Annotated in this window: 17 protein-coding genes; 13 read left to right on the top strand and 4 right to left on the bottom strand. The window is 56.8% G+C overall.

The window, feature by feature from the left end; translation table 11 throughout:
* Position 1: 1 nt before the first annotated feature.
* The 6 genes from yjjG to D5066_RS12250 all read left to right on the top strand — a co-directional run bounded on the left by yjjG (position 2) and on the right by D5066_RS12250 (position 5,519).
* The gene (yjjG, locus tag D5066_RS12275; protein ID WP_119916089.1) at positions 2-679 is read left to right on the top strand and encodes a pyrimidine 5'-nucleotidase; all 678 of its coding nucleotides are present in this window, start codon (positions 2-4) and stop codon (positions 677-679) included.
* A gap of 91 nt (positions 680-770) precedes the next feature.
* Positions 771-2,360 carry a peptide chain release factor 3 gene (prfC, locus tag D5066_RS12270; RefSeq protein ID WP_080328968.1) on the top strand — a complete coding sequence of 530 codons (1,590 nt, stop codon included), beginning with the start codon at positions 771-773 and terminating at the stop codon, positions 2,358-2,360.
* A gap of 300 nt (positions 2,361-2,660) precedes the next feature.
* Positions 2,661-3,278 (top strand): molecular chaperone OsmY, encoded by a 618-nt coding sequence (gene osmY / locus D5066_RS12265; RefSeq protein ID WP_028016591.1) that lies wholly within the window; start codon positions 2,661-2,663, stop codon positions 3,276-3,278.
* Between the two features lie 127 nt (positions 3,279-3,405).
* Positions 3,406-3,567 carry a DUF1328 domain-containing protein gene (locus D5066_RS12260; protein ID WP_003856556.1) on the top strand — a complete coding sequence of 54 codons (162 nt, stop codon included), beginning with the start codon at positions 3,406-3,408 and terminating at the stop codon, positions 3,565-3,567.
* A gap of 120 nt (positions 3,568-3,687) precedes the next feature.
* Positions 3,688-4,740: a patatin-like phospholipase family protein gene (locus D5066_RS12255; protein WP_119916088.1), complete on the top strand. Its 1,053-nt coding sequence runs from the start codon at positions 3,688-3,690 to the stop codon at positions 4,738-4,740.
* On the top strand, positions 4,737-5,519 hold the full coding sequence (locus D5066_RS12250) for a TatD family hydrolase (RefSeq protein ID WP_080328971.1): 783 nt from the start codon (positions 4,737-4,739) through the stop codon (positions 5,517-5,519). The genes D5066_RS12255 and D5066_RS12250 overlap by 4 nt, the downstream gene beginning before the upstream one ends.
* On the opposite strand, the gene D5066_RS12245 is transcribed toward D5066_RS12250, so the two are convergent.
* Positions 5,514-6,374 (bottom strand): YjjW family glycine radical enzyme activase, encoded by an 861-nt coding sequence (locus D5066_RS12245; protein ID WP_119916087.1) that lies wholly within the window; start codon positions 6,372-6,374, stop codon positions 5,514-5,516. The two genes, D5066_RS12250 and D5066_RS12245, sit on opposite strands and share 6 nt — an antisense overlap.
* Positions 6,349-7,884, bottom strand: a complete 1,536-nt coding sequence (locus D5066_RS12240) for a YjjI family glycine radical enzyme (RefSeq protein WP_119916086.1) — start codon at positions 7,882-7,884, stop codon at positions 6,349-6,351. Before D5066_RS12240 ends, D5066_RS12245 begins: the two co-directional genes overlap by 26 nt.
* Before the next feature lie 261 nt (positions 7,885-8,145).
* Here D5066_RS12240 and deoC point away from each other — a divergent pair, with 261 nt between their 5' ends.
* The 4 genes from deoC to deoD all read left to right on the top strand — a co-directional run bounded on the left by deoC (position 8,146) and on the right by deoD (position 12,445).
* On the top strand, positions 8,146-8,925 hold the full coding sequence (gene deoC, locus D5066_RS12235) for a deoxyribose-phosphate aldolase (protein WP_003856543.1): 780 nt from the start codon (positions 8,146-8,148) through the stop codon (positions 8,923-8,925).
* Positions 8,926-9,034: 109 nt separating this feature from the next.
* A complete protein-coding gene (gene deoA, locus D5066_RS12230; RefSeq protein ID WP_119916085.1) occupies positions 9,035-10,357 on the top strand; it encodes a thymidine phosphorylase in 1,323 nt (440 codons plus the stop codon).
* Positions 10,358-10,410: 53 nt separating this feature from the next.
* On the top strand, positions 10,411-11,634 hold the full coding sequence (gene deoB / locus D5066_RS12225) for a phosphopentomutase (protein WP_119916084.1): 1,224 nt from the start codon (positions 10,411-10,413) through the stop codon (positions 11,632-11,634).
* 88 nt (positions 11,635-11,722) lie between these two features.
* Positions 11,723-12,445 carry a purine-nucleoside phosphorylase gene (gene deoD / locus D5066_RS12220; protein ID WP_010427122.1) on the top strand — a complete coding sequence of 241 codons (723 nt, stop codon included), beginning with the start codon at positions 11,723-11,725 and terminating at the stop codon, positions 12,443-12,445.
* Between the two features lie 61 nt (positions 12,446-12,506).
* Here deoD and lplA read toward each other — a convergent pair whose 3' ends face one another.
* Together lplA and D5066_RS12210 are read right to left on the bottom strand one after the other, a co-directional pair.
* The gene (gene lplA / locus D5066_RS12215; protein ID WP_119916083.1) at positions 12,507-13,523 is read right to left on the bottom strand and encodes a lipoate--protein ligase; all 1,017 of its coding nucleotides are present in this window, start codon (positions 13,521-13,523) and stop codon (positions 12,507-12,509) included.
* A 39-nt stretch (positions 13,524-13,562) separates the two neighbouring features.
* On the bottom strand, positions 13,563-14,207 hold the full coding sequence (locus D5066_RS12210; protein WP_045631120.1) for a YtjB family periplasmic protein: 645 nt from the start codon (positions 14,205-14,207) through the stop codon (positions 13,563-13,565).
* Positions 14,208-14,324: 117 nt separating this feature from the next.
* On the opposite strand from D5066_RS12210, the gene serB reads away from it, so the two are divergent.
* The 3 genes from serB to nadR are packed head-to-tail and all read left to right on the top strand — an operon-like array spanning position 14,325 to position 17,958.
* Complete coding sequence (gene serB, locus D5066_RS12205; RefSeq protein WP_080328981.1) at positions 14,325-15,293, top strand: phosphoserine phosphatase; 969 nt, start codon at positions 14,325-14,327, stop codon at positions 15,291-15,293.
* Between the two features lie 11 nt (positions 15,294-15,304).
* Positions 15,305-16,690, top strand: coding sequence for a DNA repair protein RadA (radA, locus tag D5066_RS12200; protein ID WP_003856523.1), 1,386 nt, complete (start codon positions 15,305-15,307; stop codon positions 16,688-16,690).
* A 35-nt stretch (positions 16,691-16,725) separates the two neighbouring features.
* On the top strand, positions 16,726-17,958 hold the full coding sequence (gene nadR, locus D5066_RS12195) for a multifunctional transcriptional regulator/nicotinamide-nucleotide adenylyltransferase/ribosylnicotinamide kinase NadR (protein ID WP_006810194.1): 1,233 nt from the start codon (positions 16,726-16,728) through the stop codon (positions 17,956-17,958).
* Positions 17,959-17,982: the final 24 nt, after the last annotated feature.

Raw genomic sequence — 17,982 nt, 5'->3', positions numbered from 1 at the left:
GATGAAATGGGACTGGATTTTCTTTGATGCCGACGAAACGCTGTTTACGTTTGACTCATTCGGCGGCCTACAGCGGATGTTTCTCGACTATAGCGTGACCTTCACCGCTGAAGATTTTCAGGACTATCAGGCGGTGAACAAGCCGCTGTGGGTGGATTACCAGAACGGTGCCATCACTGCGTTACAGCTTCAGCATCAGCGGTTTGACGTCTGGGCGGAGCGCTTAAACGTGAGCCCAGGCTTGCTGAACGAGGCTTTTCTGAATGCGATGGCGGATATTTGCGCCCCGCTGCCGGGCGCGGTCTCGCTGCTGAACGCGCTCAAAGGTAAGGTGAAGCTTGGGATCATTACCAACGGCTTTACCGCGCTGCAGCAAATCCGCCTGGAGCGCACCGGCCTGCGCGATTATTTCAACGCGCTGGTGATCTCCGAAGAGGTGGGCGTACCGAAGCCTGACCCGCGTATTTTCGACTATGCGCTGGCGCAGGCCGGAAATCCCGACCGCGATCGCGTCCTGATGGTGGGGGATACCGCAGAGTCTGATATTCTTGGCGGCATAAAGTCAGGTCTGTCGACCGTCTGGCTAAACGCGCATGGCCGCGTACCGCCGGAAGGCATTGAGCCGACCTGGACCGTCACGTCATTGACCGAACTGGAGCAGCTCCTGTGTAAACAATGATTGCCTGCCCCCCGTTGATGGGTAAAATAGCCGCAATTTTGTATTCCATGATGCGTGGCGTGCTGCCGCGCTTATAAAAGAAGATTTAATTATGACGTTGTCTCCTTATCTGCAAGAGGTGGCCAAGCGCCGTACTTTTGCCATTATCTCGCACCCGGATGCCGGTAAAACGACCATCACCGAGAAGGTGTTGCTGTTCGGACAGGCGATCCAGACTGCGGGTACCGTTAAAGGCCGTGGCTCCAGCCAGCATGCAAAATCTGACTGGATGGAGATGGAAAAGCAGCGTGGTATTTCGATTACCACCTCCGTGATGCAGTTCCCGTATCACGACTGCCTGGTGAACCTGCTGGACACCCCGGGCCACGAAGACTTCTCCGAAGATACCTACCGTACCCTGACGGCAGTGGACTGCTGTCTGATGGTGATCGACGCCGCGAAAGGTGTAGAAGACCGGACCCGCAAGCTGATGGAAGTTACCCGTCTGCGCGATACGCCGATCCTCACCTTTATGAACAAACTCGACCGTGACATCCGCGACCCGATGGAGCTGATGGATGAAGTGGAAAACGAGCTGAAGATTGCCTGCGCGCCAATCACCTGGCCAATTGGCTGCGGTAAGCTGTTCAAAGGCGTTTACCACCTCTATAAAGACGAAACTTACCTGTACCAGACCGGTAAAGGCCACACCATTCAGGAAGTGCGCATTGTGAAAGGTCTGGACAACCCGGATCTCGATGCCGCCGTTGGCGAAGAGCTGGCCGCGCAGCTGCGCGACGAGCTGGAGCTGGTGAAGGGCGCGTCTCACGAGTTCGACAAAGAGCTGTTCCTGAGCGGTGAAATCACTCCGGTCTTCTTCGGTACCGCGCTGGGTAACTTCGGCGTTGACCACATGCTGGACGGTCTGGTGGAGTGGGCGCCGCGCCCGATGCCGCGTAAAACCGACACCCGTGAAGTGGAAGCGCAGGAAGAGAAATTCACCGGCTTCGTGTTCAAAATTCAGGCCAACATGGACCCGAAACACCGCGACCGCGTGGCTTTCATGCGCGTGGTTTCCGGTAAATATGAAAAGGGCATGAAGCTGCGCCAGGTGCGTATCGGTAAAGACGTGGTGATTTCCGACGCGTTGACCTTTATGGCGGGCGATCGCTCCCATGTAGAAGAAGCGTATCCGGGCGACATCATCGGTCTGCATAACCACGGTACAATCCAGATCGGCGATACTTTCACCCAGGGCGAGATGATGAAGTTCACCGGTATTCCGAACTTCGCACCGGAACTGTTCCGTCGCATTCGTCTGCGCGATCCGCTGAAGCAGAAACAGCTGCTGAAAGGCCTGGTTCAGCTCTCCGAAGAGGGTGCCGTGCAGGTGTTCCGCCCAATCGCCAACAACGATCTGATCGTTGGTGCGGTCGGTGTGCTGCAGTTCGACGTGGTCGTTGCGCGTCTGAAGAGCGAATACAATGTTGAAGCGATTTACGAGTCAGTGAACGTGGCGACGGCGCGCTGGGTTGAGTGTTCTGACGTGAAGAAATTCGAAGAATTTAAGCGTAAGAACGAAATTCAGCTGGCGCTGGATGGCGGCGACAACCTGACCTATATTGCCCCAACGATGGTAAACCTGAACCTGACGCAGGAACGTTATCCAGACGTTCAGTTCCGCAAAACGCGCGAACACTAATCCCGTCCCAGAGCACGGCAATCGCCGTGCTCTTCTTTTATTCCTGTCTTATTAGTCCCTTGCGGAATGTTCTTAATTCACCGCAATTTCACGCTATTCGACCGTTTTTTACTCAATTCTGAAAGCGGCATTGTGAGAGTGATCTATATTTAACTCAGTGTTTAGCACCGGGCGTGGATGAATTAACTGTTCAATGCATGTCGATTGGTTCTCCATTTCACCCGTGTGTTTATTCGCAATATATAAAACTACTAAGGAAGTATGTAGCCCGAATAACGGGTAAAACACAGGAATACATCGATGAATATGACAAGACTGAAGATTTCTAAAACTCTGCTGGCTGTAACACTGGGTAGCGTTCTGGTTAGCGGTTCCGCCCTCGCGGAAAGCAGCACCATGGATAAAGCGCAGTCCACGGCCGATACCGCAGGGCAAAAAATCGATAGCTCTATGAATAAAGTCGGTAATTTCATGGACGACAGCTCTATCACAGCAAAAGTGAAAGCCGCACTGGTGGATGATGAAGCCATCAAGAGCACCGACATTTCCGTTAAGACCGACAAGAAAGTGGTCACGCTGAGCGGCTTCGTGGAAAGCCAGGCTCAGGCAGAACAGGCTGTGAAAGTCGCTAAGGGTGTCGAAGGCGTTGCGTCCGTGAGCGATAAGCTGCACGTTCGTGATAGCAAAAACGCCTCGGTGAAAGGTTATGCCGGGGATGCGGCAACCACCAGCGAAATCAAAGCTAAACTGTTAGCAGATGACATCGTACCGTCCCGTAAGGTGAAAGTGGAAACCACCGATGGCGTGGTGCAGCTTTCCGGTACGGTTGATTCACAGGCGCAAAGTGAACGCGCCGAGTCAATTGCGAAAGCGATTGATGGTGTAAAAAGCGTTAAAAACGATCTGAAAACGAAGTAAATCTGGACCATTCGCCCGTGAGGCTTAACCCTGCGGGCGAAATAAAAACGACTCTGGAAAAACGCCGGTGAGTGACCTGAGCGCTCACGTTTAGCGGCCGACATTAACTATGGTAAAGGAGAAGCTTATGTTTCGTTGGGGCATTATATTTCTGGTTATCGCGTTAATTGCCGCCGCATTGGGCTTTGGTGGACTGGCAGGTACAGCGGCATGGGCAGCTAAAATTGTCTTCGTTGTGGGTATTATTCTGTTCCTGGTCAGCCTGTTTACGGGTCGTAGACGTCCGTAGCAAACGCAATATTCCTTCAACAAAATAAAGCCAGTCATTGCGACTGGCTTTTTCTTATTTGCGTTACAGGTCGGGTGCGTTACTGTGGAGTGATAAAATAATCAAAACAGGAAAACAGAGGTGGGGCAACGCATTCCCGTTACGCTCGGCAATATTGCGCCGCTGACGTTAAAACCGTTTCGCGCGGGTCAACTCGCACTGGTCTGTGAGGGGGGCGGGCAGCGCGGCATTTTCACCGCTGGCGTGCTGGATGAATTTATGCGCGCGCAGTTCAACCCGTTTGACCTCTACTTTGGCACGTCCGCCGGGGCGCAGAATCTCTCTGCCTATGTCTGTAACCAGCCCGGCTACGCGCGAAAGGTCATTATGCGCTACACCACGGCGAAAGAATTTTTTAATCCGGTGCGCTTTGTGCGCGGCGGGAACCTGATCGATCTCGACTGGCTGCTGGAGTCGACCTCCAGCCAGATGCCGCTGGCCATGGATACCGCTGCCCGGCTGTTTGATGGCGGCAAAGAATTCTGGATGTGCGCCAGCCGGGGGGATGACTATTCGCCGGGGTATTTTTCTCCGCAGAAGGAGAACTGGCTGGATATCATTCGCGCCTCCAGCGCCATTCCCGGTTTTTATCGTACCGGCGCGCTGCTGGACGGCATCAGCTATCTGGACGGGGGCATCAGCGACGCGGTACCGGTGCAGGAAGCCGCGCAACGCGGGGCGAAAACCATCGTGGTGATCCGCACCGTGCCGTCGCAAATGTACTATACGCCGCAGTGGTTTAAACGCATGGAGCGCTGGCTGGGCGACAGCAGCCTGCAGCCGCTGGTGAACATCGCGAAGCAGCATGAAACCACCTACGGCGCGATGCAGCGTTTCATTGAAAAACCGCCGGGTAAGTTACGCATTTTCGAAATCTATCCGCCTAAGCCGCTGGCCAGCATGGCGCTGGGCAGCCGCGTGCCTGCGCTGCGCATGGATTATAAAACGGGGCGATTGTGCGGGCGTTACTTCCTGGCGACGGTCGGAAAAATGCTGGCCGAGCAACCGCCGCTTCATCGGCATAAACGCATTATTATGCCACCCGCGATTGTCGCCAACGACGCCCTGACGATGCCGCTGGTGGATATCCCCCAGGCGAATGATGCTTTACTGGATAACGAGGATCTGGCGTGACGCACAGCTTTGTTGATACCCACTGCCACTTTGATTTCCCGCCGTTTACCGGAGATGAAGCGCAAAGCATTACGAAGGCTGCCGAAGCAGGCGTGCAGGCCATCATTGTGCCGTCCGTTGAAGCGGCCTATTTTTCACGCGTGCTGGATCTTTCCACGCGATACCCCGCGCTTTATGCCGCGCTCGGTCTGCACCCAATAGTGATTGAGCGCCATCGTGATGAGCATCTTGAAGAGCTGGATCGGGTGCTGCAAAGTGCCGGAGAAAAACTTGTCGCCATCGGTGAGATCGGCCTCGATCTTTATCGTGAAGATCCGCAGTTTGAACGCCAGCAGACGATCCTCGACGCGCAGCTTCGGCTGGCGAAGCGTCACGACCTGCCGGTGATCCTCCACTCCCGACGCACCCATGACAAACTGGCGATGCACCTGAAGCGCATTGACCTGCCGCGCAGGGGCGTTGTGCACGGTTTCGCCGGTAGCCTGCAGCAGGCGCAGCGTTTTATTGAGCTGGGCTATAAAATTGGCGTCGGTGGCACCATCACCTATCCGCGCGCCAGTAAAACCCGCGATGTGATGGCGCAACTGCCACTGTCGGCGCTCCTGCTGGAAACCGACGCGCCGGATATGCCGCTGAATGGTTTTCAGGGCCAGCCGAATCGCCCGGAACAGGCGGCGCGCGTTTTTGATGTGCTTTGCGAACTGCGTCAGGAACCTGAAGAGGTCATTGCCAGTGCGCTGCTGGAAAATACCCGCGCCGTATTTGGCATCACGCTATAGATAAAGCGCAGGGCGGATTACCCTTATCTTCTGTGTTTCCAGCGCCGATGCCAGGGGCTCAATATCCTCCGGCGTGGCGCTGCGCCATGATGCCGCCTCGCCGTAAACTCCGTGAGCATGAAACGCGTTAATACGCACCGGAACATTCCCCAGCCCGTGGATAAACGCGATCAACGGTTTGATATGTTCCAGATAATCACTCTGCTCCGGAATAACCAGCAGGCGGAGCTCCGTCAAACGGTGACGGTCTGCCAGCCAGCGGATGCTCTCTTTAATCTGCGGGTTTTCGCGCCCGGTCAGGAAACGGTGATGTTCATTCCCCCACGCTTTGAGATCCAGCATCGCGCCATCCAGTACCGGCAGCAGCTTTTGCCAGCCGGTTTCACTTAGCAGACCGTTGCTGTCGACCAGGCAGGTGAGGTGGCGCAAGGCGGGATCGTCTTTGATCGCGCTGAACAGGGCGATCAAAAACGGCAGTTGGGTTGTGGCTTCGCCGCCGCTCACGGTGATCCCTTCGATAAAGGGGGCGGCTTTTCGGATCTGTGTGAGGATTTCCTCCACGCTCAGGCGGTGCGCCATGGGCGTTGCCTGCTGCTGGCACAGGTGCAGGCAAGTATCGCACTGCTGGCATTCACTCTCCTGCCACCAGACGCGTCCGGCCTGAATGGTCAGCGCGTCGTGCGGGCAGTGGGGCACGCAGTCCCCACAGTCGTTGCAGCGACCGATCGTCCACGGGTTATGGCAGGTTTTACAGCGCAGGTTGCAGCCCTGCAGGAACAGCGCCAGGCGGCTGCCCGGCCCGTCCACGCAGGAAAAAGGAATGACCTGACTAACTAAAGCGCATCTGCTGTTCATGGCTTATCACGCGCGGCTGGCGTTCCAGAATGCGGGTATTGCGCGCGGCCTCTTCACCCAGCCACGTGGTGTTGGTTCTTGAACCCGCTTCCCGGTATTTCTCCAGATCCGACAAGCGAACCATATAGCCAGTGACGCGTACCAGATCGTTACCCGCCACATTCGCGGTGAACTCACGCATACCGGCCCTGAATGCCCCCAGGCAAAGCTGAACCACCGCCTGCGGATTGCGTTTTACCGTCTCCTCCAGGGTGAGAATATCGCTGATCCCGGAGTGATAGTGTTTATGGTGCGGCGCTACGGCCAGCAGATGGCTGATGGGATCCGGCTCGTCGCCGTAGGGCAGACGCGCGCCCGGCGTGGTGCCCGAGTCGGAGCTGATCCCAGACTGCGCGTGCAGCATCGCGCGTTTTTTCCAGCCGTGTTTTACCGGTGTGTTTTCCACAAACGCCGCCAGCTGCTCGCTGATGCGGTAGCCCAGCGCGTTAGCCCGCTCGTCTTTCCCGTAACGGCCTTCAATGCTCTCCTTTTCACAGAGCGCGTTCACCGCTTCCGCCAGACCGTACATGCCAAACATCGGCACAAACCGATCGGCATCAATCAGCCCCTCTTTCACCAGGAAGCTATTCTCAAAGAAGCCGGATTGCTGATACAGAAAATCACAGCGGGCATTGATGATGGCGATTTGCTGCTGGCAGTAGTGCGGAAGCGTGCGGGTGAAGAAGTCGTCAACCGATGCGCTTTGATCGGCAATGGCCTTGAGATTAAGGCGCACCAGCGTACTGCCACCGCCCGCCAGCGGCAGAGAGTTGTAACAGCTCACGACGCCATAGCGGCCTTTTGTGAAAATTTTATCATTCACCGGGCCATTAGAAATATGCGGTTTGCTGCATTCGCAGATGTTTTTTGCCACCTCAAGCAGCAAATCGCCCGGGGTGATATCTGGATCGTAGATAAAGGTCAGGTTCGGTGCGACCTGCTTCAGTTCTGCATCTGCGCGCAGAATGGCACGGGTGACTGGGCCGTCGGCGGGGCCGATATTGGCGTGCATAAACGCATCGGGCAGCGTTCTGTCGAGATAGCGCCAGAAACGTTTTATTCGGCTATCGATTTCTTCTTGTGTTAGAATTCTAACATACGGCTTCAGTATTGCATCAAGCTGCCCCAGATAGACCGGCATGGATGTGACGGAAGGAACATGGTGGTAGAGAATGGTTAACAGCGAGAGGGCGTCATCAAGATCTTTTGCGCCTTCCAGCTCCAGCCATTCCGAACCGTTAGCCAGGAATTTTTCATAATCCGGCAGCACGTAGCGCGGTTTGTAGGGCGCGTGGCCTTCGAACATGTCGCAGATAAACCCCTCGTCCAGCGCGGCGCGGGCCGCCGGAGATAGCGTCGGGTAGGGCAGATAATTTTCCGCTTCCAGCGCCAGAAAATGACGTTTTTGTTCCGGGGTTAACACCGGGCTTGTCACAATGTGCTGGCAACGTTGTTGCAGGGCGTCGGGCATGTTCACTTCCTTGAGGGTCTGCGGATGGTGAATGAATTGTAGGAAGCCAGCCTGCCGGCGCTTTTGATCCGACAGGGGGTATCGCTGCTTTAGCCAGCAATTCTTGCCCCAAAGTTTGAAGAAGATCTCATTACAGTAATGCAAATTTGTACGAAGTTTTCATTAACTGTGATGAATGTCGAAGTGTGGATGCGGGTGAATGTTAGAATACTCACAGACCCGCAAGGTAAAATTTATACGGCACTGCCGTTGGAGAATGTTATGACCGATTTAACTGCAAGCAGCCTGCGCGCGTTGAAACTGATGGACCTGACCACCCTGAACGATGACGACACCAATGAGAAAGTCATCGCCCTGTGCCATCAGGCGAAAACGCCAGTGGGTAACACCGCCGCCGTCTGTATCTACCCGCGCTTTATCCCGATTGCCCGCAAAACGTTGAAAGAGCAGGGTACGCCGGACGTGCGCATTGCAACCGTCACTAACTTCCCGCACGGCAACGACGATATCGAGATCGCGCTGGCGGAAACCCGTGCGGCCATTGCCTACGGCGCAGACGAAGTTGACGTGGTGTTCCCGTACCGTGCGCTGATCGCGGGCAACGAGCAGGTCGGTTTTGACCTGGTGAAAGCCTGTAAAGACGCATGTGCAGCGGCAAACGTGCTGCTGAAAGTGATCATCGAAACCGGCGAGCTGAAAGAAGAGGCGCTGATTCGTAAAGCGTCTGAAATCTCCATCAAAGCCGGTGCGGATTTCATCAAAACCTCTACCGGTAAAGTGCCGGTCAACGCAACCCCGGAAAGCGCGCGCATCATGATGGAAGTAATCCGTGATATGGGCGTGTCCAAAACCGTTGGCTTCAAACCTGCGGGCGGCGTGCGTACAGCAGAAGATGCACAGCAGTTCCTGGCGATTGCCGACGAGCTGTTCGGCGCCGACTGGGCCGATTCCCGCCACTACCGCTTTGGCGCGTCCAGCCTTCTGGCCAGCCTGCTGAAAGCGTTGGGTCACGGCGACGGTAAGAGCGCAAGCAGTTACTGATTGCCAGACAATGCCGGATGACGCTTCGCTTATCCGGCCTACAGGATCGTAGGGCGGGTAAGCGTAGCGCCACCCGCCACAACTCCCCCGATTCCGCATGGAGGTTACCGTGTTTCTCGCACAAGAAATTATTCGTAAAAAACGTGATGGTCATGCATTAAGCGACGAAGAAATTCGCTTTTTCATCAACGGCATTCGTGATAACACCATCTCTGAAGGGCAGATTGCGGCTCTGGCGATGACCATCTTCTTCCACGATATGTCGATGCCTGAGCGCGTGTCGCTGACCATGGCGATGCGAGATTCAGGAACCGTTCTGGACTGGAAAAGCCTCAACCTCAACGGCCCAATCGTTGACAAACACTCCACCGGCGGCGTGGGTGATGTGACTTCGCTGATGCTCGGCCCTATGGTGGCAGCCTGCGGCGGTTACATCCCAATGATTTCCGGGCGCGGCCTGGGCCACACCGGCGGTACGCTCGACAAACTGGAAGCCATCCCGGGCTTCGATATCTTCCCGGATGACAACCGCTTCCGCGACATTATTAAAGACGTTGGCGTGGCGATTATCGGCCAGACCAGCTCTCTTGCGCCGGCAGACAAGCGTTTCTACGCGACGCGTGACATTACCGCGACCGTCGATTCCATCCCGCTGATCACCGCGTCGATTCTTGCCAAAAAGCTGGCAGAAGGGCTGGACGCGCTGGTGATGGACGTGAAGGTAGGCAGCGGCGCGTTTATGCCGACCTATGAACTCTCTGAGGCGCTGGCCGAAGCGATCGTTGGCGTCTCCAACGGCGCGGGCGTGCGCACCACCGCGCTGCTGACCGACATGAACCAGGTACTGGCCTCCAGCGCCGGTAACGCGGTGGAAGTCCGCGAAGCCGTTCAGTTCCTCACTGGCGAATACCGTAACCCGCGCCTGTTCGACGTCACCATGGCGCTGTGCGTGGAGATGCTCATCTCCGGTAAGCTCGCCAAAGACGATGCCGACGCTCGCGCGAAGCTGCAGGCGGTACTGGACAACGGCAAAGCGGCGGAGATCTTTGGCCGCATGGTGGCCGCGCAAAAAGGCCCGACCGACTTCGTTGAAAACTACGCGAAATACCTGCCGACCGCGATGCTCAGCAAAGCTGTTTATGCGGATGGCGAAGGTTTTGTCTCGGCAATGGACACCCGCGCGCTCGGCATGGCTGTCGTGTCTATGGGCGGCGGTCGCCGTCAGGCATCGGACACCATTGATTACAGCGTCGGCTTTACCGATATGGCCCGTCTGGGCGACAGCGTTGACGGTCAGCGTCCGCTGGCGGTGATCCACGCCAAAGACGAAGCCAGCTGGCAGGATGCGGCGAAAGCGGTGAAGGCGGCAATATCTCTTGACGATAAAGCACCGGAAACCACACCGACGGTCTATCGTCGTATCACCGAATAGCGGTATACTGATCTGATCGCATTTTTATGAAGCACTAAGTACGGAGAACAATTATGAAACGTGCATTTATTATGGTGCTGGACTCATTCGGCATCGGCGCAACCGAAGATGCAGAACGTTTTGGTGACGTGGGTTCCGATACCATGGGTCACATCGCGGAAGCCTGTGCAAAAGGCGAAGCGGATAACGGTCGTAAAGGCCCTCTGACTCTACCTAACCTGACCCGCCTCGGGCTGGTAAAAGCGCATGAAGGTTCTACCGGTAAAATCGCAGCCGGTATGGACGGCAACGCGGAAGTGGTGGGTGCCTATGCATGGGCGCATGAGCTCTCTTCCGGGAAAGACACCCCGTCTGGTCACTGGGAAATCGCCGGCGTGCCGGTTCTGTTTGACTGGGGTTACTTCTCCGATCACGAGAACAGCTTCCCGCAGGAACTGCTGGATAAGCTGGTGAAGCGTGCCAACCTGCCGGGCTACCTCGGTAACTGCCACTCTTCCGGTACCGTGATTCTGGATCAGCTCGGCGAAGAGCATATGAAAACCGGCAAGCCGATTTTCTACACCTCCGCTGACTCCGTGTTCCAGATCGCCTGCCACGAAGAGACGTTTGGTCTGGATAAACTCTACGAGCTGTGCGAAATCGCCCGTGAAGAGCTGACCGAAGGCGGCTACAACATTGGCCGCGTGATCGCGCGTCCGTTTATCGGCGACAAAGCGGGTAACTTCCAGCGTACCGGTAACCGTCACGACCTGGCCGTTGAGCCACCGGCACCAACCGTGCTGCAGAAACTGGTCGACGAGAAAGGCGGCCACGTGGTGTCCGTGGGTAAAATCGCGGATATCTACGCCAACTGCGGTATCACCAAAAAAGTGAAAGCCACCGGTCTGGATGCGCTGTTCGATGCCACCATCAAAGAGATGAAGGATGCGGGCGACAAGACCATTGTCTTCACCAACTTCGTGGACTTCGACTCCTCCTGGGGCCACCGTCGTGACGTCGCAGGTTATGCTGCCGGTCTGGAACTGTTCGACCGCCGTCTGCCGGAGCTGATGGAACTGGTGGGTGAAGATGACATTCTGATCCTGACCGCGGACCACGGCTGTGACCCAACCTGGACCGGTACCGACCACACCCGTGAGCACATTCCGGTACTGGTGTACGGCCCGAAAGTGAAGCCGGGTTCGCTCGGTCACCGTGAAACCTTCGCGGACATCGGCCAGACCATTGCGAAATACTTTGGCACGTCTGACATGGAATATGGCAAGGCTATGTTCTAAACGGATTGGGTGCGGTCTGATGCCCTCACCCCGGCCCTCTCCCACAGGGAGAGGGTGAAAAGAATAAACAATTTGAAAGGAACTGAAGATGGCAACTCCTCACATTAACGCAGAAATGGGTGATTTCGCTGACGTCGTATTGATGCCGGGCGACCCGCTGCGCGCGAAGCACATTGCAGAAACCTTCCTGGAAGACGTGCGTGAAGTGAACAACGTGCGCGGCATGCTGGGCTTCACCGGTACCTATAAAGGTCGCAAAATCTCCGTAATGGGCCACGGCATGGGTATCCCATCCTGCTCCATTTACACCAAAGAGCTGATCACCGACTTCGGCGTGAAGAAAATCATCCGCGTGGGCTCCTGCGGCGCGGTGCGTATGGACGTTAAGCTGCGCGATATCGTTATCGGCATGGGTGCCTGCACCGATTCCAAAGTGAACCGTATGCGTTTCAAAGACCATGACTTCGCGGCGATTGCAGACTTCGGCATGGTGCGTGACGCGGTTGACGCGGCAAAAGCGCTGGGCGTTGAAGCACGCGTAGGTAACATCTTCTCGGCTGACCTGTTCTATGCGCCGGACGGCGGCGAGATGTTCGACGTGATGGAAAAATACGGCATCCTGGGCGTGGAAATGGAAGCGGCAGGCATCTACGGCGTGGCGGCTGAGTTTGGTGCGAAAGCGCTGACCATCTGCACCGTGTCTGACCACATCCGTACCCACGAGCAGACCACCGCTGCCGAGCGTCAGACCACCTTCAACGACATGATCAAAATCGCGCTGGAATCCGTTCTGCTGGGCGATAAAGAGTAATTCAGTCTCTTCCCTCCCTCTCCCTGTGGGAGAGGGCCGGGATGAGGGCACCAGACCGCACCTAGCGTACCGCCTGTGCAATCCATGCCGATAAGTCCCGCAACTCTTGTTCCTGTTCCGGGAAATCAATAAGTAACGCGTCACACTCCTGTTGCAGCATATCTGCCCGATACAAACAGCCCTGCAGACGTGCCGCCAGCGCCTCCAGCGGTGCCGGGTTCAGGCTGTCCGTGAACACCTGCGTGCGGGTGATATGGCCTTTCTCGACGTCAAAATGCAGCTCCACGCCGCCCCAGGTGAAGCGCTCGTCCAGCAGGTGCGAAAATGCAGGTGCCTGACCGAAGTTCCACTCCCAACTGCTCTGGCGGGCAAAGGTTTCGGCGAAGTTGGGCAGATCCGGGGTTTTATCCGGTGAAATCACTTCCGCTTCGACGCGCTCGCCGTAATGTTCAAAGAATGCCTCACGGATCGCATCGCAAATCTGCTCGTGCGTAATCCCTGGCAGCAGCTCCACCAGATTTGCCACGCGTCCACGTACGGAGGTAATCCCCTTAGCCTGTAGCTTTTTCTTGTCAGGATTGAGGTAATTCGCCAGACGGCTCAGGTCGGCGTTCAGCAGCAGGGTGCCGTGGTGGAAGCCGCGATCCATCGTTTCGCGGTAGGCGGAGCCGGAGACCTTCCGGTCGCCCTCGGGAGTTCTCACCACCAGGTCGTTCCGCCCGGACGCCTCTGCCGTCACGCCGAGCGAATTCAGCGCGTTGAGCACAATCGAGGTAGAGATGGTTTTATCGTACTCCGGTTTGCCCGCCATAAAGGTAAAGCAGGTATTACCCAGATCGTGAAACACCGCGCCGCCGCCGCTGCTGCGGCGAGCCAGACGGACGTTGTCCTCTTCCATGCGCCGCGTATTGCACTCTTTCCACGGGTTTTGCGCGCGGCCAATGACCACTGTATCGGCATTACGCCAGAGAAACAGCACGCGCTGGGTCGCGGGCATCTGGCGGAAGATGCACTCTTCCACCGCGAGATTAAACCAGGGATCGTAAGAGTCAGAGATAAGCAGGCGTAACGTCGTCATGGCAGAGTTCCTTTTCCGAATCATCCGCCTACTTTATCACTATTCCTTCTTTTCGCTCTCTTCGTCTTCGGGAACCGACTTGCTGGCGGTTAACAGGAAGGGTGATTGCTGCCAGCGAGTGCGCTTGCCCTGGAGCAACGTGCGCGCCAGCACAACACCAATCGCCAGCGAGAGTAATAGCATCAGGCGCAGAATATTGGTGGTGTTATCCACCTGCTTGGCTTCGGTTGGCAGGGTGTGGGTATCCAGCGTCAGGCGCAGATAGCCCAGCGGGCCGTTTTTACCCTGAACGGGTTCGACAATCTGCTGGTTGAAATAGCCTCCCGCTTTTTTGCCGTCCAGTGCCAGCCTGTCACGCACGTCGACGTGCTCACCGGCGCGGGCAATCAGGTCGCCTTTTTCATCGTATACGCCCGCATCCAGAATGCGGCTGTTCTCAGTGAGCTGACGCAAGACCTGGCCTATCCGCTTATCGTCCGGCGTTTCATTGCGCATCAGGGGCGCAACGTTGAGCGTCACCTGCCGCGCCAGGGTGCGGGCCAGTTCTTCAAACTGCGGGTTGCGCTGCCGCTGATGGTTCTGGCTAAACCAGGATGCCCCTTGCATCAATGCGACTAACAGTGCGAGACAGATCAGGACAATCACGGCGCGATGAAGCCGGAATTTCAGTTTTGCGCGAGCCATATTCCACCTGCTGAAAATTTAGGGCTTAATGTTGCCAGAAGTGATGGTTACAGGGTAGCCTCATGCGTTATTTTCCCTCTGGAACCTTCCGGCGCGAACGAAATTACAGGAGCTTTAATGCCGAACATTACCTGGTGTGACCTGCCAACGGATGTCTCTTTATGGCCAGGATTGCCGCTCTCGTTAAGTGGCGATGAGGTGATGCCTCTGGATTACCACGCTGGCCGTAGCGGCTGGCTGCTGTACGGACGCGGCCTGGATAAGCAACGACTGACCCAGTATCAAACTAAACTGGGTGCGGCGATGGTCATTGTTGCCGCCTGGTGCGTGGAAGATTACCAGGTCATCCGCCTGGCGGGTTCCCTGACGCAGCGCGCAACGCGTCTGGCGCATGACGCCGGGCTGGACGTTGCGCCTCTCGGCAAAATTCCGCATCTTAAAACGCCGGGTCTGCTGGTGATGGACATGGACTCCACCGCTATTCAGATCGAATGTATTGACGAGATTGCTAAACTGGCAGGCAGCGGCGAGCTGGTGGCGGAAGTCACCGAGCGCGCGATGCGCGGCGAGCTGGACTTCACCGCCAGCCTGCGCCAGCGCGTGGCGACCCTGAAGGGGGCTGATGCTAACATCCTGCGCCAGGTGCGCGACGTGCTGCCGCTGATGCCGGGGCTGACGCAGCTGGTGCTGAAACTGCAGTCTCTCGGCTGGAAAGTGGCAATCGCCTCCGGCGGCTTCACCTTCTTCGCGGATTATCTGCGCGAGAAACTGCATCTGACCACCGTGGTCGCTAACGAGCTGGAAATCATGGACGGCAAGCTGACCGGCCAGGTGATCGGTGACATCGTGGATGCCCAGTACAAAGCCAACACCCTGACGCGTCTTGCTGAAAAGTACGAGATTCCGGTCGAGCAGACCGTCGCCATTGGTGATGGCGCAAACGATCTGCCGATGATCAAAGTGGCTGGACTTGGCATTGCCTACCATGCCAAACCAAAAGTGAATGAAAAGACGGAAGTCACTATCCGTCACGCTGACCTGATGGGGGTGTTCTGCATTCTCTCCGGCAGCCTTAATCAGAAATAACGAGGTAAACCGTGGCGAAAGCTCCAAAACGCGCATTTGTCTGTAATGAATGTGGTGCGGATTATCCGCGCTGGCAGGGGCAATGCAGCGCCTGTCATGCCTGGAACACCATCACCGAAGTGCGTGGTGTGGCGGCTTCGCCGAGCGTGGCCCGCAATGAACGCCTGAGCGGCTATGCGGGAAATGCAGGCGTGTCGAAGGTGCAAAAACTTTCTGATATCAGCCTGGAAGCGCTGCCGCGCTTCTCGACCGGTTTCAAAGAGTTTGACCGCGTACTCGGCGGCGGCGTGGTGCCGGGCAGTGCGATCCTGATCGGCGGTAACCCGGGAGCGGGGAAATCGACCCTGCTGCTGCAAACGCTGTGCAAACTCGCTGAGCAGATGAAAACCCTGTACGTCACGGGGGAAGAGTCACTCCAGCAGGTGGCGATGCGCGCGCACCGCCTGGGCCTGCCAACCGGCAACCTGAATATGCTGTCGGAAACCAGCATCGAGCAGATCTGCATGATCGCCGAAGAAGAGCAGCCGAAGCTGATGGTGATCGACTCCATTCAGGTGATGCACATGGCGGACATTCAGTCTTCGCCGGGCAGCGTGGCGCAGGTGCGTGAAACCGCCGCTTACCTGACGCGCTTTGCCAAAACGCGCGGTGTGGCGATTGTGATGGTCGGCCACGTGACCAAAGACGGCTCGCTGGCGGGGCCGAAGGTGCTGGAGCACTGTATCGACTGCTCCGTGATGCTGGACGGCGACGCGGATTCTCGCTTCCGCACCCTGCGCAGCCACAAGAACCGCTTTGGCGCGGTGAATGAACTGGGCGTGTTTGCCATGACCGAACAGGGGCTGCGCGAAGTTAGCAACCCGTCGGCCATCTTCCTGAGCCGCGGCGATGAGATCACCTCCGGTAGCTCGGTAATGGTCCTTTGGGAAGGGACGCGTCCGCTGCTCGTCGAAATACAGGCGCTGGTAGATCACTCGATGATGGGCAACCCGCGGCGCGTGGCGGTCGGTCTGGAACAGAACCGTCTGGCGATCCTGCTGGCGGTACTTCACCGCCACGGTGGGCTGCAGATGGCGGATCAGGACGTCTTCGTCAACGTGGTCGGCGGCGTCAAAGTTACGGAAACCAGCGCAGATCTGGCGTTGCTGCTGGCGATGGTCTCCAGCCTGCGTGACAGGCCGCTGCCGCAGGATCTGGTGGTGTTTGGTGAAGTGGGCCTGGCCGGGGAAATCCGCCCGGTGCCGAGCGGCCAGGAGCGTATCTCCGAGGCGGCAAAACACGGCTTCCGTCGGGCTATCGTTCCGGCTGCCAACGTGCCGAAAAAAATCCCGGAAGGGATGCAGGTCTTTGGCGTTAAGAAACTCGCAGATGCGTTAAATGTCTTTGACGACTTATAATTACGTATTCGATTTTGCAGGAGGCACCGTAATTTATGTCATCATTTGACTACATCAAGACCGCGATCCGCCAGAAGGGCTGCACGCTGCAGCAGGTGGCGGACGCCAGCGGTATGACCAAAGGCTACCTGAGCCAGTTGCTGAACGCCAAAATCAAAAGCCCCAGCGCGCAGAAGCTTGAAGCGCTGCACCGCTTTCTGGGGCTGGAGTTCCCGCGGATGCAAAAGAACATCGGCGTGGTGTTCGGCAAGTTTTATCCGCTGCATACCGGGCATATTTATCTAATCCAGCGCGCCTGTAGTCAGGTGGACGAGCTGCACATCATCATGGGCTACGACGAAACGCGCGATCGCCAGCTTTTTGAAGACAGCGCTATGTCGCAGCAGCCCACCGTACCGGACCGCCTGCGCTGGCTGCTCCAGACCTTTAAATACCAGAAAAACATTCGCATTCATGCCTTTAACGAAGAGGGTATGGAGCCATACCCGCACGGCTGGGACGTGTGGAGCAACGGCATTAAAGCTTTTATGGAAGAAAAGGGGATTGCGCCTAACTGGATCTACACCTCTGAAGAGTCCGACGCGCCGCAGTTCCGCGAGCATCTGGGCATCGAGACGGTGCTGATCGATCCGAAACGCACCTTTATGAACATCAGCGGGGCGCAGATCCGCGAGAACCCGTTCCGCTACTGGGATTACATCCCGACCGAAGTGAAGCCGTTCTTCGTGCGCACGGTGGCTATTCTGGGCGGCGAGTCGAGCGGCAAATCAACGCTGGTCAACAAGCTGGCGAACATCTTCAACACCACCAGCGCGTGGGAGTACGGACGCGATTACGTCTTTTCGCACCTCGGCGGCGACGAGATGGCGTTGCAGTATTCCGACTACGATAAAATCGCGCTCGGGCATGCCCAGTATATTGATTTCGCGGTGAAATACGCCAACAAAGTGGCGTTTATTGATACCGATTTCGTCACCACCCAGGCGTTCTGCAAAAAGTACGAGGGGCGCGAGCATCCGTTCGTGCAGGCGCTGATTGACGAATACCGATTTGACCTGGTGATCCTACTGGAAAACAACACCCCGTGGGTGGCTGACGGCATGCGCAGCCTCGGCAGCTCCGTGGACAGGCGGGAATTCCAGTCCATGCTGGTGGAGATGCTCAACGAAAACAACGTTGAGTTTGTCCATGTTGAAGAGTCGGACTACGACTCCCGCTTCCTGCGCTGCGTCGAGCTGGTGAAGGAGATGATGGGGGAGCAGGGGTAATAACTTCCCCCTCGCCCTTTTGGG

This window comes from Enterobacter chuandaensis (genome assembly GCF_003594915.1).
Classification (GTDB): Bacteria; Pseudomonadota; Gammaproteobacteria; order Enterobacterales; family Enterobacteriaceae; genus Enterobacter; species Enterobacter chuandaensis.
The sequence above is the reverse complement of the archived record's forward strand: the minus strand, read 5'-3'. Positions and strand labels throughout refer to the sequence as shown.